The organism is Tepidanaerobacter sp. GT38, from assembly GCF_021991635.1.
GTDB lineage: Bacteria > Bacillota > Thermosediminibacteria > Thermosediminibacterales > Tepidanaerobacteraceae > DTU063.
This window is the reverse complement of the sequence record NZ_JAFFJA010000062.1, coordinates 1-15840: the sequence shown is the minus strand read 5'-3', so window position 1 is coordinate 15840 and position 15840 is coordinate 1. Positions and strand designations below refer to the sequence as shown.

Sequence of the window (15840 nt, the reverse complement as noted above, 5' to 3'; positions counted from 1 at the left end):
ACAATGAAAGGGTTAACATATAAAAAAGCTGGTGTGGATATTGATGCAGGCAATCGAGCGGTAGAGCTCATGAAAGAGTATGTAAAAACCACGTTTCAGCCCGGTGTATTGGGAGAGTTGGGCGGGTTTGGCGGTTTCTTTCAGCTAGATACAACAAAATATAAAGAACCTGTTCTTGTGGCAGGTACAGACGGAGTAGGAACTAAACTAAAAATTGCCTTCATGTTGGATAAGCATGACAGCATCGGTATAGATGCGGTTGCTATGTGTGTAAATGATATTTTGGTTCACGGTGCCAAGCCCCTTTTCTTTCTAGACTATATAGCTGTTGGAAAACTTATCCCGGAAAAGGTAGCCCATATTGTCAAAGGTGTAGCAGAGGGATGTAAAATGGCAGGTTGTGCCCTTTTAGGCGGAGAGACGGCAGAAATGCCTGGAATGTACGATGAAAATGAATACGATATTGCCGGTTTTGCTGTAGGAGTAGTGGACAAGAGCAAAATCATAGATGGGTCTTTGATAAAAAACGGCGATGTCGTCATTGGTATTGCATCATCTGGACTTCACAGTAACGGCTATTCTTTGGCGAGAAAAGTTTTTTTTGAAGCAGGCAAATTGTTGCCAGAGGAATATATCGAAGAATTTGGCTGCACTTTGGGTGAAGAGCTTTTAAAACCCACTAAAATTTACGCAAGAACAATATGTGCTCTCAATAGTTTTGGCATACATGGGATGGCACATATCACAGGTGGAGGGCTATTGGAAAATTTGCCCAGGATTTTGCCTGAAGGACTTCAAGTACAAATAAATGAAGGCACATGGGAAATTCCTGCCGTATTTAATATGATTCAAAAAATTGGTCAGGTAGAAGATGAAGAAATGTACAGGACATTTAATATGGGCATTGGCTATGTGCTTATTGCACCTGAAGAGGAAGCAGAACAAATTTTAAAGGCAGTTTTAGAGCAAGGTGAAAAAGCTTGGATCATAGGGGAAGTGTCGAAAGGCAGTGGCGGGGTGGTATTTTGTCAAAACTGAGGCTTGGAGTTTTGGTATCAGGAGGAGGTTCTAATCTACAATCAATTATAGACCACTGCAATTCCGGTTACCTGCCGGCTGAAGTAGTTATAGTAATATCCAGCAAGGAAGGGGTTTATGCCCTTGAAAGGGCAAAAAGGCACAATATTCCTTCATTTGTGGTCAATCCAAAGACTTTTCCAACTAAGACAGCCTATGAAGATGAGATGATTAGATTGCTCAATTCATTTAAAGTAGACCTTATCGTGTTGGCAGGTTTTCTTCGAGTTCTTTCACCGCACTTTGTTAACACATTTCAAGGCAAAATCATGAATATTCATCCATCTCTCATACCGGCTTTTTGCGGTGAAGGTTATTACGGTGAAAAAGTGCACAAGGCAGTTTTGGATTATGGTGTAAAAATTACTGGCGTAACGGTCCATTTTGTAGATGAAGGTGCGGATACTGGCCCCATAATCCTTCAAAGGGCTGTGCCGGTCCTGGATAATGATACTCCTGAAACCTTAGCTGAACGGGTGCTTCAGGAGGAACACAAAATATATCCTGAGGCCATAAAGCTTTATGCCCTGGGCAGACTTCAAGTCCAAGGCCGTAGTGTAAAAATAATCAAGGGGGAGGAACATTGATGATAAAACGTGCCTTAATATCCGTTTCAAATAAAGAAGGTATTATAGAGTTTGCAAAAGGCCTTTATGAGCTGAATGTAGAAATTATTTCTACTGGCGGTACTGCAAAAACATTAAAAGACGCTGGTATAGAAGTAACTGCCGTGTCTGACATTACTGGTTTTCCAGAAATTTTAGATGGACGGGTAAAAACACTTCATCCTAAGATCCACGGAGGTCTTCTGGCGGTTCGCGACAACAGCAAACACATGCATCAAATAGCAGAATTAGGTATAGCACCCATCGATTTGGTAGTCATCAACCTTTATCCCTTTAAACAGACAATTCTTAAGCCCTGTGTTACCATGGAGGAAGCTATTGAAAATATCGATATCGGCGGGCCTTCCATGCTGCGTTCAGCGGCAAAAAATCATAAAGATGTAATAGTAGTAGTGGATCCTAAGGATTATCCCTTTGTACTCAAAGAATTACGCAATAAGGGCGATCTAGACAAAAACCAAAGAATGAAGCTTGCGTATAAGGTTTTCGAGCATACTGCCCATTATGATGCATTAATTGCTGATTACTTAAAGCAAAATATTTCTGCTGATACTTTTTCTTCTCCCGACAGTTTTTTCCCGCAGAATCTTACATTGACATATGAAAAAATTCAAGATTTGCGATACGGCGAAAATCCCCATCAAAAAGCTGCTTTTTATGGTGAAGTTGGAAGGCACTCAGGTACATTAGCAGGGGCAAAACAGTTAGGCGGCAAAGAGTTATCCTTTAATAACATAAATGATGCCGATGCAGCTTTAAAAGCGGTAATGGAATTTGATATGCCGGCGGCAGTAGCAGTAAAACATACCAACCCTTGTGGAGTAGCTTGCGGCGACAATATTTATGATGCTTATATTAAAGCCTATAATGCTGACCCAGTATCCATATTTGGCGGAATCGTAGCACTAAATAGGCCTGTAGATGTTCCAACGGCAGAAGAATTGGTTAAAATATTTTTAGAAATTGTCATAGCGCCGGGGTTTGAGCCGCATGCTTTAGAAATCCTTAGAACTAAGAAAAACTTGAGAATATTGGAAGTCAACTTAGATAATAAACTCAATACAACATGGGATTTGAAAAAAGTATCTGGAGGCCTTTTAGTTCAAGAATATGATGCTCAGGATATTAGTGAAAAAGATTTGAAGGTCGTGACAAAACGAGCACCTTCCGATAAAGAGATGCAGGATCTACTGTTTGGCTGGAAAGTAGTAAAGCATGTGAAATCAAATGCTATCGTATTGGCCAAAGACCTGATCGCTGTTGGTATTGGCGCAGGTCAAGTTAACAGAATCTGGGCTACTCAGCAAAGCATAGACCATGCCGGTGTAAATACAAAAGGAGCAGTACTGGCATCTGACGCCTTCTTTCCATTTTCTGATGTGGTGGAAGCAGCAGCTGCAGCGGGAATAACGGCTATTATTCAACCGGGCGGCTCTATAAGGGACGAAGATTCCATCAAAGTAGCTGATGAAAACAATATTGCGATGGTCTTTACGGGTATGCGCCATTTCAGACATTAATATGCTTAGAAAAAGAAATAGAAACGAGGTGCTCATATGAAAGTCCTTGTAATCGGCGGTGGTGGCAGGGAGCACACTTTAGTCTGGAAGATTGCTCAGAGCCCTAAAGTAAGTGAAGTTTACTGTGCTCCCGGCAATCCTGGCATGAAAAATCTTGCCAAAATAGTAAATATTTCTGTTGATGACATAAATGTTCTAGCTGATTTTGCTGAAAAAAATAAAATAGATTTGACTGTTGTAGGTCCTGAAGCACCCTTAGTTTCCGGTATTGTAGATGAATTTGAGAAAAGGGGACTAAAGATTTTCGGCCCTTCTAAAGCTGCAGCTCAAATAGAAGGCAGTAAGGTATTTTCGAAAAATCTGATGAAGAAATATAATATTCCAACGGCAAAATACCAGGTCTTTGAAAAACCTCAAGATGCCATAGACTACATACATTCTGTCAATATGCCGCAAGTTATAAAAGCAGAGGGCCTTGCAGCAGGTAAAGGAGTTGTTATTGCCCAAGACAGGGACACGGCAGAAGCTGCAGTAAAGAGCATAATGATTGATAAAACTTTTGGCAATTCAGGCAATCGCATAGTAATTGAAGAATATTTGCAGGGACCGGAAGTAACTGTGTTGGCTTTTTGTGACGGAAAAGTGGCAGTGCCTATGGTCAGCAGCAGGGACCACAAGAGAGTCTGTGACGGTGATAAAGGGCCCAATACGGGAGGCATGGGAGCAGTTTCTCCCGCTCCAGCGTATAGTGTGGAACTTGATCAGGTTGTAAAAGAATCTATAATTCAAAAAACAGTTGATGCTATGGCAAAAGAGGGTATGCCCTTTAAGGGAGTATTATATACCGGGCTTATGCTTACACAGGAAGGCCCAAAGGTTTTGGAGTACAATTGCCGTTTTGGTGATCCTGAAGCCCAAGTTGTAATTCCAAGGCTAAAAACTGATTTAGTGGATATTATGTTGGCGATCCTAAATGGCAATTTAGCCGATGTTCAGATAGAGTGGAGACAAGAGGCAGCCGTATGTGTGGTTATGGCGTCAGGCGGTTATCCGGGTCATTATGAAACAGGCAAGGTAATAACCGGTCTTGAGGATGCTGAAAAAACTGGTGCTATTGTGTTTCATGCAGGAACAACCGTAAAAAATAATAAGATTGTTACGGCTGGCGGAAGAGTTCTGGGAATAACTGCATTGGGTAAAGATGTCCAAACTGCCAGGCAAAAGGCTTATGAAGCCGTTTCCAAAATACATTTTGATGGCATGCACTATAGAAAAGATATAAGCAAATAAGTTAAAGAAAAACAAGGCTCAATCATCTAATTTAGCCGACGATTGAGCCTTGTTTTTTTATTAATTAGCCCTCAAGACACTATATTAATAGTTTTCGGCTGCCGGTTCATAGAATGCCATGGGGTGAGCACAAGCAGGACATACTTTGGGTGGTTCTGTGCCTTCATAAACATAACCGCAATTGCGGCAGCGCCATTTTATAGGTTCAGGCCGCTTAAATACTGAACCGTCTTTTAAACGCTCAAGCAGCTTTTTATATCTCTTTTCATGTTCTGCTTCAACTTCAGCAACTCTATCAAAATAATCGGCGATTTCGTCAAACCCTTCTGCTCGAGCTGTTTTGGCAAATTCCTTGTACATTTCTGTCCACTCATAGTTTTCGCCTTTTGCCGCTTCTTCCAGGTTCTTTTCTGTATTGCCTATTAATCCTAAAAATTTTGCCCACATTTTAGCATGTTCTTTTTCGTTATTAGCAGTTTCTTGAAAAACCCCCATTATTTGTTCATAACCTTCTCTTTTTGCTACTGAAGCAAAATAATCGTATTTGCACCGAGCCATGGCTTCTCCTGCAAGTGCTTGCAGCAAATTCTTTTCTGTCTTAGTTCCTTTAAGTTCCATGTAATTACCTCCATCTAATCAATAATAATTTTTATTATCATAATATATAATTCGACAGCAAATCCAAAAATCCTTCTTAATTGTGGAAAAAACTTTATATCTACATACTTGAACAAATGAAATTAAGATGATAACATACATAATATATCTAAATCGTATCTAACATTGCAGTTGGAGGTGTTTAAATGATAAAAGTCGTTGTAAGCGGAGCAAAAGGGAAAATGGGTAAAGCCATAACTGAATTGATAAATTGCCGAGATGACATGAGGGTAATAGCAGGTTTTGATATTTTTTGCGAGGAAGAAAGCATAATCATATATGACGACCTTTATAAAATTCCGGAAATTCCAGATGTAGTTATAGATTTTTCTCACCCTTCAGCAATAAAAAACCTCACAGAATATGCTGTGGCAAAAGGAGTTGCTTTAGCAGTTGGCACTACGGGTTTAGAAAATGAACATAAGGAAATGCTTTTGAATGCCTCAAAAAATGTGCCTGTATTTGTTTCGCACAATATGTGTCTGGGAGTTTTTTTACTTTTAAATTTAGTTAAGCAGGCAGCAAAAGTGCTAAAAGATTATGATATTGAAATTGTAGAGAAACACCACAATCAAAAAATAGATGCTCCTAGTGGAACAGCTTTAATGATTGCAAATGGCATTAAAGAAGTGAGAGAAGATGCTGAATGTGTGTGCAGCAGGGCTGATGTCAGAAAAAAACGACAAAAAAACGAAATCGGCATTCATTCGATACGAGGTGGCAACTTAGTAGGGGAACACACGGTATTATTAATAGGTGAGGATGAGACAATAGAAATTTCACATAAATTAACTTCAAGAAGAGTCTTAGCTGCTGGTGCAGTAAATGTTATAAAATTTATTGCTAATCAAAAGCCAGGATATTACACTATGCAAGATTTAATGAATGTATGTCTCCATTAGCGCTTTTGGCCACAATAAGGGCAGTATGCAAAATTCGGGTGTATAAAACTTCCGCAATTTTGGCAAATATTATTTGGCGTTTGTATTTTACGAAGCCGGTCAAAATCAATGTTGTCACTGCGTTTAAGTTCATCTACGTAATCAGGATCTACCATATACATGCTTCCACAGCATCTAAGTTGAAGAAAATATTGTCTATTCCATTTAAACAGTGGGATGAAAAAAAAGTGAAAATATGTATACGACTCACGAAGCTGTGCTCTCGTGAGTTTTTCGCATTCAGGGCATATAATGTTGTCAAATTCCTTTACAGAATGTTCTTTTTGCTGAATCCCAAAAATGCCAATAAAAAACATAATATTTCCCCCTATAGCTAAGTCATTATTGTAAATTATACAATAATTAAGTATATAAATAAAGACTAACTACAAAAGCTTATTAAATGCATCAGGATTTTACATACGAAAGTTGTCAACTGCCGTCGTAAACCTTTTATTGACAGTAACTGGTATAATTTTTATAATAACTATTGTGTGAGCACCATCCCAAAATATATAAATTCTTACTTTAATGCAAACTATGGGGGTTACAGGGGATAATGGAAGCTAGACCAACGGGGATTGATATCATTGGTGATGTTCCTTGGGGAACACACATCAGCCAGTTTTACTCTTCAAAAGATGATTTTTATTATTTGGCAGCTTTTATTAAAGAGGGGTTGTTTAATAACGAGATATGTTTATGGATTTATTCTCATAATACAACTTACCAGGAAGTAAAAGAAATAATTAAAAGCCAGGTTGTAAATGTCGATTATTTTATTGAGAGTGGTCAACTAAAGATAGTTTCGTATTCAGCTTGGTATCTTGAAAACAATACTTTCAACGAGTCTATTGTAAGCAAAAAATGGGCTGACTTTACAAATTCTGCAGTAGACAATGGTTTTGACGGTCTTAGAGCTGTTGCGGATATAGGTTGGCTAAAAAAGAGTGATTTTGAGAGCTTTAATAATTATGAGCAAAATGTTAACAGCGTAATTTCCAAACTTCCTTTAATAGCAATTTGCCTTTATGATATTGGCAATGTAAATATCTTAGAATTTGGAAAAATAGTAAAAAATCACGCCTATACATTACTAAAAGATGATGCTGAGTTGAAACTGTTAAAAAATGATGAGCTGCTGATTAAAGAAAAACAATTACAGCAAAGCCAAGGTAATTGGAGAAAATTGCTTCAACTGTTGCCTATTGCTGTGTTTATCCACGATGAACAAAAAATATATTACTGTAACAACGCGGCACTGAAAATAACTGGGGTAATAGACTATGATACAATAGGAAAGATGTCTCTTTTGCAGTTTATTTGTGAGGACAAAAGACAGGATTACGAAGACTTTGTCCGACAGGTACTAAATGATAAAACGTGTAACAATTGCCTATATACTAAATTGATAGATAAAAGTGGTCAACTGCTGGATATAGAGATAATCTCTACTAAATACATTTACAACGGTTGTTCGGCTGCATTGTCTATTATAAGTAATATTTCACATCGTAAGAGAATGGTTGAACTTGAGAGAGATATTATAATAAAAAATGATTTACTAAATGAAACTATTGAATACGACAAAATAAAAACGGAGTTTTTTTGCAGCATGTCTCATGAGTTAAGAACACCGCTAAATGTCATACTATCAGCACTTCAGCTGATAGAAGTTCAGCAGAAAAATACCGGTAACAGCCAAGAAAAGTATTTTAACATTATTCGGCAGAACTGTTACAGGCTGCTGAGACTTGTGAATAACCTTATAGATATTACAATGCTCGATTCGGATTTTTTCGAGTTAAACGTAAAAAACTGCAATATAGTTGAAATTGTGGAGAACATTACATTATCTGTCGTCGAGTTTGTAAAAAGCAAAGGCCTTAAAATACAGTTTGACACAAACACGGAAGAAAAAATAATTGCCTGTGACCCCGATCAAATTGATAGAGTTATTTTAAATCTGATATCTAATGCAGTAAAATTCACACCAACAAATGGCAATATTTGGGTCAATATTACAGATTGTGGAGATAAAGTTATTATCACTGTAAAAGATAATGGTGTGGGTATACCCAGGAACAAACAGCAATTGATTTTTAATAAATTTCAACGAGTAGAGAAATTATTTACGAGACACCACGAAGGAAGTGGTCTGGGACTTCCCATAGCCAAGTCTATCGTTGAAAAACACGGAGGGACACTTACCGTAGAAAGTGAATTTGGCAAAGGCAGCAAATTCAGTGTAATCCTTCCAAGTAAAACAGTAGCTGAACAGAGTTGTCCTTTGGCTACTTTAAGTCCTACCGGACATAACTTTGTAGAAAGAGCAAACTTAGAGTTTTCGGATATTTATGCATAGGCACAATCTCAATTAAATTTATACAAAATACAAAATCTCTGCATCCGGGAAAACTTCCTGGATTTTTTTTTCGAAAAAAGCCTTCATTTCTGTCATCTGCTCTTTAGGATATATATATTTTCCATAGCCAAATTGACCGTATTTAAACTTTCTGTCCTCTTCATCGAGAGGAAGCTGGGTTTTAGGGAATACCTCTAAAATATTTTTTTTTGCTGTTTTGGTAAAACGATGGGTAATAAGTTCAAAAGCCGGTGGAACACTTATCTTTCCGGAAAGCCGGCGGGCAAGGTTTTCAAGCATTTGTCCATATTCTGATTTCCACTCTTGGTAATGGAAAATAGGTCCTATAATAAAACCCATTGGATAACCGGCGGATGCTACTTTTTCCGCTGCCTTTATCCTTTCATCTAAAGGTGGTGTTCTGTGCTCAAATTTTCGTATTACACTTTCTGAATTTATGCTGAATCTAAAGGTGGTCCGCTTATTGTGCTCTGCCTTAAGCAGGGAATCAACATTTGTAAACTTGGTTACAAATCGAAAGCGTCCGAGTTCTTCTTTGCCGAAAAATTCTATTGACTTTTTTAATAAACCGCTGTAGGGCTCTACAGGTAAAGGATCGGATGTGGCAGAACCTTCAAAAATGGTTATTTCAGGCTTTCTTTCATTTATATACTCCTTTGCCCGTGATAAAATATCGTCAATATTTACATATACTCTAATATAAGGTTTTTTGCCCAATGTCGTATTAAGGTAACAATACTCGCATTCACCGATGCAACTTGTTACTAATGGTAGCTGGTAATGGGCGGAGGGCTTGCATGTTTGAAAATCAAGGGTCCTTCTTATTCCTACAACTAAAGTCCTTTTCCCTTCAAAATATGCTTCCTGCGCAGTCTTACCAGGTATTCCCATGACACGATTGTGTGAACCAATAAAAGATGTTTCAACACCCAATTCATGCATTTTATCAAAGATATATTTTCCTATAGGATAGTTGATAGCGTCTCGTTCAAACAAGGCTCTTTTTGGTATGAACATATTCATTAATTATCACCCATGATTAGTGTGCCCTATAATGCCCCTTTAAATTTCTGTAAAATCAGTTTTTGTTTGTTTTATATCCCTAGATTTATAGGCCTATAGGTGGATTATAAACAATCTGGGTGTTATCGATGTTTTTAAAATATTGCTAATGGGTCGGTCATTATTGAGCAGTCTGCTGAACTTTCTTGCAACAAACAATCCCTCTATAAAGCTTGACGAGGGATTGTTTGTTGCTTTAGAGCAGAAAATTATTGTATAGGTTGGTTTTTGGTAAAATGTTTTATTTATTTAGAGGATATGCCTGCTTCGCTGAATGTGGCCATTTCTTTTAATATTTTTAGACTGGCATCTACGAGGTTCATTGCTAAAGCTGCACCGGTGCCTTCACCTAAGCGCATGTTCATCATAAGCATTGGCTTAATTCCCAAAAAATCCAGCATAACTTTATGTCCAGGCTCTTGCGAAAGGTGGGAGCCTAACATATAGTTTTTGGACAGCGGCGCCATCTTATAAGCTATTACTGCGGCAGCTCCGGAAATAAAGCCGTCGATAATAACTGGCACTCGATTTGCAGCACACGCAAGTATCACCCCTGTGAGGCCGGCTATTTCTAAACCTCCTACTTTAGATAATACTTCGATGGGATTAGCAGGATTAGGTTTATTTACCTCTAAAGCTTTTTCTATGGCTGCTATCTTTATTTTCAGCCTTTCGTCATCAACTCCGGTGCCCCTACCTACTACGTCTTTCACCGGAAGACCGCTGTATGTCGCTATAATTGCCGTGCTTGGCGAGGTGTTTCCAATACCCATTTCACCAATGGCTATTAGCCCTGCGCCGTCCTTAATCACTTCTTCTGTTATTTCAATGCCAATTTCTATGGCGCTAACGGCTTCCGCTTTAGTCATTGCAGGACCCTCAGCCATATTTTTTGTTCCGTATGCTACCTTCCTTTTGATAATGTTTGGCATTTCTGGCAAATCAGTGGCGACACCTATATCGACCACATATAGTTTGGCGTTCTCATGCCTTGTCAAAACGCTCATAGCGGCACCGCCGTTTACAAAATTCAATACCATTTGAGCTGTCACTGCTTGTGGATAAGGGGCAACTCCTTCTTTAACAATGCCGTGGTCTCCAGCCATTAAAATAGCTGCTTTTTTGGGTAGTTCTGGAATTACATTACCTGTGATGCCTGCGATTTGCTTTGCGATATCTTCTAGCACTCCTAAACTTCCCTGAGGCTTTGTTAGATCATCAAGTCGATTTTGAGTTTTCTTCATAACATCATCATAAAGAGGCTTAATCTGTTGTAAAGTTAGCTCGAGCTTATTCATAACATCTCCTCCTAAAACTTATTATTAACATTAAACGTCAAAGACGATTCTAAACACGGTACCACTTAGGCTTATAAAGCTTACTGCATATGAATTTGTATATACTTTTTTGATGCTATGTAGTATTAAAAAAAGTCCTAAGATTGAACAGACATCCAATCTTAGGACTTTACCATCATCCTAAAGCTTGCCTTATTAGGCAGGTCTCCTGGCTTACAGTCATCGCTGATCCACGCCTTCCCAAAAGCTTAGCCTTCAGTGGCAACTGTGGACAGCTACTGCTTACAGTGGCGGGTCCGCTCAGGATTTGCACCTGATTCCCTATTCTCCCTGATGGGCACCTAATAAGTTTTGCCTTTCAATTTTTATATATTATATATTAATATTCACCGTAAAAAACGTTTTTCCTTCTCGCACTATAAATTTTTATGTTATTTAATTATAATCAGTAACAAATAAAAGCAGGACTTTTACTAGAATTACAGAAATAATTTGTAGTTTTAACAAAAATAAGGGGCAATGGAAGTGTATCGTCCTTTTTTATTTTTTGCAACCTTTTTTATTCCCGGTTTAATTTTAGGCAATTTTGCAAAGACCATAGGCATATTTTTATTGTTTTTAGTTATTTGTCTTTATTTAAGTTTTATTGGTCAAAACAAAAAAACAAAAATGGTTTTTGCTGCAGCTGCTATCCTGTTTTTTGGAGCCTTTTATTTTGGCTTTAGATTTGAAAAAATTCCCGGTACAATAGTAAATTTTGCAGAAGAGGAGCAAACCCTAATAGGTGTTGTAAGCGATGCACCTACAATAAAAAAAGATAGAGTCATATATGATGTGAAAGCATTGTACGTAAAGAAAGAAGAGGGATACAGACGTATAACCGGGAAAGTAAGGCTTTCTTCCATATTAGAAGATGAGAGGCCGCAATTTGTCTATGGAGATGTAATAGAATTTTCCGGCAAGTTAAAACTGCCTCAAGGCCGGCGAAACCCCAATGGGTTTGATTTCAGAGCTTACCTTTTGCAAAAGGGAATTTCTACTACCATGTTTTCCCGGGAAATAGAAATTATAGGAAAAAGCAGAACTAATCCTTTTATAGCAGCTGCCTTTTACTTAAGAGAGCGTCTGATAGCATTTTATGAAAAATATCTTCCTTTAAATCTATCATCATTGATGGTCGGCGTCACTTTGGGAATAAAAGATAATATCCCCGGGGAAACCATAAAGGCTATTAAAAACAGCGGTGTAGCTCATGCGCTGGCAGTATCAGGCCTTCATACAGGTATAATATATGCAGTGCTCGAGTTTGCTTTTTATAGACTTGGTATCTCAAGGAAGCTTTCCTTTGTCATTGAGAGCATAGTGATTATTTTTTATAGTTTCTTGGCGGGTCTATCGCCTTCTGTCATAAGGGCTTCTATTATGATAATGGTCTTTATGCTATCTAAAGTTGTTGGAAGGGAAAATGACTCATTAAACAGTTTGTGCTTTTCTGCTGTGTTTCTGCTGTTAATAAATCCTCTGACGCTATTTTCTGTGAGCTTTCAGCTTTCATATGCGGCAGTTACCGGTATAATCCTTTTTTATGATCCCATAAAAAAACTGCTAAAACCCCTTCCCAAGTATCTTAATGAATCGATTGCTGTGATGGTATCTGCTCAGCTCGTGGTAGCCCCTGTCCTGGCTTATTATTTTTATAATATATCTTTAGTAGGTTTTATAACTAATCTTTTGGTAGTGCCTCTAGTAAGCTTAATTTTGATCAGCGGCCTTATTTCTGGAATTACAGGCCTTATATTTGAACCCTTAGGAGCACTTTTTGTAAAATGTCCAGGCTTTTTGTTGGATATTGTTGAAAGAATCGTTTTTACAAGTTCAAAGCTGCCATTTGCAACTATAGTAATTCCTGCAATGCCTATTCTTAGCACATTTATGTATTTTATCTCACTTGCTTTAATCTTTGATTTAATACATTTTGCCGATGAGAATCTTGTAAAATATAAGAAGGCATTTGCAATTGTTTTAATAGTAACTGCTGTTTTGCCGGCAGTTTGGCCATTTAAAACTTTTGAGGTGACTTTCATAGATGTAGGTCAAGGTGATTCTATTCTCATTCAAACTAAAGGCAAAAAAGTCATACTAATCGATGGCGGCGGTCTTCCATCTTATTCTAACAGTGATTTTGATACGGGAGAAGATATAATTTTGCCTTTGCTTTATTCTAAGGGAATTAATCAGATAGATGTAGCCGTGTTTACTCACTTTGATGATGATCACGCTAAAGGATTATTATCAATTTTAAAGTCCGTGAAAGTTAAAAACATCGTATACGGCTTACCAGAAGATTGTGAAACTTTCAAGGAAATGCTCAAAATAGCTAAGCAAAAACAAATCAAGACCATACAGGTAAGTAGGGGAGATAGCTTCATCGTCGATAAAGCAGTGTTTGAGGTCTTGCATCCGGTTAAAGATGTACCACATTCTTCCGGCAACAATAATTCAGTTGTACTTAAACTGACTTACAATGGTGTAAGCTTTTTGTTTACAGGCGATTTGGAATATGAAGGAGAACAAAGTCTTATAAGTTCAGAAAGGGATATTAGTTCTTTGGTTTTAAAAATTGGACACCACGGCAGCTCAACTTCTACATCCCGGGAATTCTTATCAAAGGTAAGTCCCATGTATGGTGTAATAACAGTAGGAGTAGACAATAATTTCGGTCATCCGTCACCACAAGTGTTAAGCCTTTTAGAAGAAAGCGGTATTTCTGTCCTCAGAACGGATATTAACGGAGCCATAAGCTTTAAAATCTTTAAAGACAATGTTAGAATATATACGACAATACGGTAGGGAGCACGTAAAGCCATGAAAAATGTAATTCTTTTATTTGGAGAAGAAAAACTTTTAATTAACGATGAAATCAGCAAAATCAAGCAAAAGCTCGTCCCTGATTATTTAGAAGCGGTAAACTTCATTCCCCTTGACGGCAAAAACGTCCATAATGAAGAAATAATAAATGCGTGTCAAACAGTACCCCTCATTACAGACAAAAAACTAGTGGTAGTATATGATGCCGGTTTTTTTGAAGGTGGCAAAGGTGACCAGGAAAAGCCAGGTGAAAGACAGGATGACTTTTTAAATATGCTGGAGATGATTCCTGATTATACGGTACTGATTTTAACTGCTTTAAAGGTGGATAAACGCAAAAAGGCATATAAAATACTGGAATCAAAGGGAATTGTCCGAGAGTTTAACCAGCTTTCCATAAAAGATAAAGCTTTTTGGGTTCAAAAGAGAGCAAAGCTTTATGGCAAAAGCATGGATTTAAAAACCGCCTATTTGATAGCTGAATATACCGGAAATTTGTATCAAACGGATAACGAGCTAAAGAAAATTGCAGCTTTTTTAGGTGACAAAGGACATATAGAGCCTGATGATTTATCCAAAATTTTTTTCAAATCCTTGGAAGGCAACATTTTTGAGATGATGGATTTTATCGGAATGAAAAATCCTTCAAGGGCTATAGAAATTATAAATCGCTTAATAAATCAGGGCGAAAAAGCTATTGTCATTTTGTACATGATATCAAAACATATGATGGATTTATTGACAGTAAAAACCATGGAAGGTTTAAGCTTTCAAGATATAAAGTCAAAGTCAGGGTTACATCCCTTTGTCTTAAAAAAGGCCTTGCAACAATCAAAAAATTTTACTCTAAATGAACTTAAAAGCGCTATTCGACTATGCCAACAGCTCGATACTGATATAAAGACAGGAAAGATTCAAGACGTTTTAGGTTTGGAACTTTTAGTTACTCGAATATCTTTATAAAAATACCAGGTCACCTTTTCAATAACGAAAAGGTGACCTTTTGCTTACCTGGTAGTAGGTTGTTGCTGATTGGCCGGTGCAACCGGTTTTGCTTGATGTTTTCCGAATTCTTGATTGTATGCGGATGTCCTGTACTGATCGTAGTAGCTTTTAACTGGTGTTACTTCCTGTGTAGCATGCTGCCCAAATTCCTGGTTATAAGCTGATGCTCTGTAATTGTTTTGATTAGGATTTACAGAAGATACGGGCTGTGCCTGATGCTGTCCAAATTCTCGATTATATGCGTAATTCCTTGCCTGGGTGGTGCTGGTAGTTGTTTGACTTATAGTGTGCTGGGGCCAGGTCGGATTGTTATATTGATTTTTTTGGGATTCTGCCTGCGATACAAGTGTTGATATTTCCCGACTTGTAGAGGTAAGTTGCTGCAGCTGACCTGAAAGGTCATTGCAACATTTTTGCATGTTTTTAAGCTGATCTAGAAGAGTCTGCTCAATTTGCTGCATGTTTTTTAACTTGTTTGCATTGTTGTATTCAAGGGTCGAGAGTTCAGACAGCTGAGACATATTGCTTTGAGCTTTACTTGTTATTTGATTTAAGACCTGATTGAAAGAACTGATATCTTGCTGCACCTGTTGTAGTTGTTGCATTAGCTGCATTACCTTATCCAGAACAACCACCCCCAGGTATGAATTTGGGTAATTACCCTATTAATTATGTTTTACAAAAGTAAGCATATTTACGCTGGCAAAAAAAGAAAAATGCGTAAGCCCTGGCTTACGCTGTTTAACTTGCGGTATTTAATTGTGCAAGTCTTTTATACAGACTTGATTTCTTACGCGCAGCGGTGTTTTTGTGAATGACACCTTTGGATGCAGCTTTGTCGATAATCTTTATGGCATTTCTTAAACAGGTTTGAATGTTTTCAGAATCAGCTGCATTGACGGCTTCCATAAACTTTTTAATTGAGTATCTTATTTGTGATTTGACTTTATTATTCCGAAGCGCCCGTTTCTTTTGTTGGCGCACGCGTTTCCTCGCTGATGCCGTATTTGCCAAAATCTATTCACCCCCTAAAAAATACTAGAGATATTTTATCACTTCATGGACTAAAATGCAAGGGAACTCGATAATATGATGTTGTTATTCTGTGAT

The 15840-nt window shown here is 37.8% G+C and carries 14 protein-coding genes and 1 riboswitch; of the genes, 8 read left to right on the top strand and 6 right to left on the bottom strand.

What is annotated here, in order from left to right; translation table 11 throughout:
• Nucleotides 1-3 precede the first annotated feature (3 nt).
• The 4 genes from purM to purD are packed head-to-tail and all read left to right on the top strand — an operon-like array spanning nucleotide 4 to nucleotide 4513.
• Nucleotides 4-1038, top strand: coding sequence for a phosphoribosylformylglycinamidine cyclo-ligase (gene purM / locus JT739_RS09395; RefSeq protein ID WP_237660867.1), 1035 nt, complete (start codon nucleotides 4-6; stop codon nucleotides 1036-1038).
• Nucleotides 1026-1664, top strand: a complete 639-nt coding sequence (gene purN / locus JT739_RS09390) for a phosphoribosylglycinamide formyltransferase (RefSeq protein ID WP_237660866.1) — start codon at nucleotides 1026-1028, stop codon at nucleotides 1662-1664. The genes purM and purN overlap by 13 nt, the downstream gene beginning before the upstream one ends.
• The gene (purH, locus tag JT739_RS09385) at nucleotides 1664-3223 is read left to right on the top strand and encodes a bifunctional phosphoribosylaminoimidazolecarboxamide formyltransferase/IMP cyclohydrolase (RefSeq protein ID WP_237660865.1); all 1560 of its coding nucleotides are present in this window, start codon (nucleotides 1664-1666) and stop codon (nucleotides 3221-3223) included. The genes purN and purH overlap by 1 nt, the downstream gene beginning before the upstream one ends.
• A 36-nt stretch (nucleotides 3224-3259) precedes the next feature.
• On the top strand, nucleotides 3260-4513 hold the full coding sequence (gene purD, locus JT739_RS09380; protein ID WP_237660864.1) for a phosphoribosylamine--glycine ligase: 1254 nt from the start codon (nucleotides 3260-3262) through the stop codon (nucleotides 4511-4513).
• 84 nt (nucleotides 4514-4597) lie between these two features.
• Here the strand turns inward: purD and rbr are convergent, their stop codons facing one another.
• Complete coding sequence (gene rbr, locus JT739_RS09375) at nucleotides 4598-5131, bottom strand: rubrerythrin (RefSeq protein WP_237660863.1); 534 nt, start codon at nucleotides 5129-5131, stop codon at nucleotides 4598-4600.
• 185 nt (nucleotides 5132-5316) lie between these two features.
• Here rbr and dapB point away from each other — a divergent pair, with 185 nt between their 5' ends.
• Entirely contained in the window at nucleotides 5317-6072 is a 756-nt protein-coding gene (gene dapB, locus JT739_RS09370) for a 4-hydroxy-tetrahydrodipicolinate reductase (protein ID WP_237660862.1), read from the top strand.
• Here the strand turns inward: dapB and JT739_RS09365 are convergent.
• Complete coding sequence (locus JT739_RS09365) at nucleotides 6069-6428, bottom strand: zinc ribbon domain-containing protein (RefSeq protein WP_237660861.1); 360 nt, start codon at nucleotides 6426-6428, stop codon at nucleotides 6069-6071. The genes dapB and JT739_RS09365 overlap by 4 nt on opposite strands.
• Before the next feature lie 242 nt (nucleotides 6429-6670).
• On the opposite strand from JT739_RS09365, the gene JT739_RS09360 reads away from it, so the two are divergent.
• Nucleotides 6671-8476 (top strand): MEDS domain-containing protein, encoded by a 1806-nt coding sequence (locus JT739_RS09360; protein ID WP_237660860.1) that lies wholly within the window; start codon nucleotides 6671-6673, stop codon nucleotides 8474-8476.
• 18 nt (nucleotides 8477-8494) lie between these two features.
• Here the strand turns inward: JT739_RS09360 and splB are convergent, their stop codons facing one another.
• Both splB and cobT read right to left on the bottom strand, forming a co-directional pair.
• The gene (gene splB / locus JT739_RS09355) at nucleotides 8495-9520 is read right to left on the bottom strand and encodes a spore photoproduct lyase (protein WP_237660859.1); all 1026 of its coding nucleotides are present in this window, start codon (nucleotides 9518-9520) and stop codon (nucleotides 8495-8497) included.
• A 284-nt stretch (nucleotides 9521-9804) separates the two neighbouring features.
• Nucleotides 9805-10857: a nicotinate-nucleotide--dimethylbenzimidazole phosphoribosyltransferase gene (gene cobT / locus JT739_RS09350; RefSeq protein WP_237660858.1), complete on the bottom strand. Its 1053-nt coding sequence runs from the start codon at nucleotides 10855-10857 to the stop codon at nucleotides 9805-9807.
• Between the two features lie 180 nt (nucleotides 10858-11037).
• Nucleotides 11038-11217, bottom strand: a riboswitch (cobalamin riboswitch).
• Between the two features lie 165 nt (nucleotides 11218-11382).
• Between cobT and JT739_RS09345 the strand changes: the two genes are divergently transcribed.
• The gene (locus JT739_RS09345) at nucleotides 11383-13707 is read left to right on the top strand and encodes a DNA internalization-related competence protein ComEC/Rec2 (protein ID WP_237660857.1); all 2325 of its coding nucleotides are present in this window, start codon (nucleotides 11383-11385) and stop codon (nucleotides 13705-13707) included.
• 15 nt (nucleotides 13708-13722) lie between these two features.
• Nucleotides 13723-14688 carry a DNA polymerase III subunit delta gene (holA, locus tag JT739_RS09340; protein WP_237660856.1) on the top strand — a complete coding sequence of 322 codons (966 nt, stop codon included), beginning with the start codon at nucleotides 13723-13725 and terminating at the stop codon, nucleotides 14686-14688.
• 44 nt (nucleotides 14689-14732) lie between these two features.
• On the opposite strand, the gene JT739_RS09335 is transcribed toward holA, so the two are convergent.
• Together JT739_RS09335 and rpsT are read right to left on the bottom strand one after the other, a co-directional pair.
• The gene (locus tag JT739_RS09335; protein WP_237660855.1) at nucleotides 14733-15335 is read right to left on the bottom strand and encodes a hypothetical protein; all 603 of its coding nucleotides are present in this window, start codon (nucleotides 15333-15335) and stop codon (nucleotides 14733-14735) included.
• Nucleotides 15336-15471: 136 nt separating this feature from the next.
• The gene (rpsT, locus tag JT739_RS09330; RefSeq protein WP_237660854.1) at nucleotides 15472-15744 is read right to left on the bottom strand and encodes a 30S ribosomal protein S20; all 273 of its coding nucleotides are present in this window, start codon (nucleotides 15742-15744) and stop codon (nucleotides 15472-15474) included.
• Nucleotides 15745-15840 lie beyond the last annotated feature (96 nt).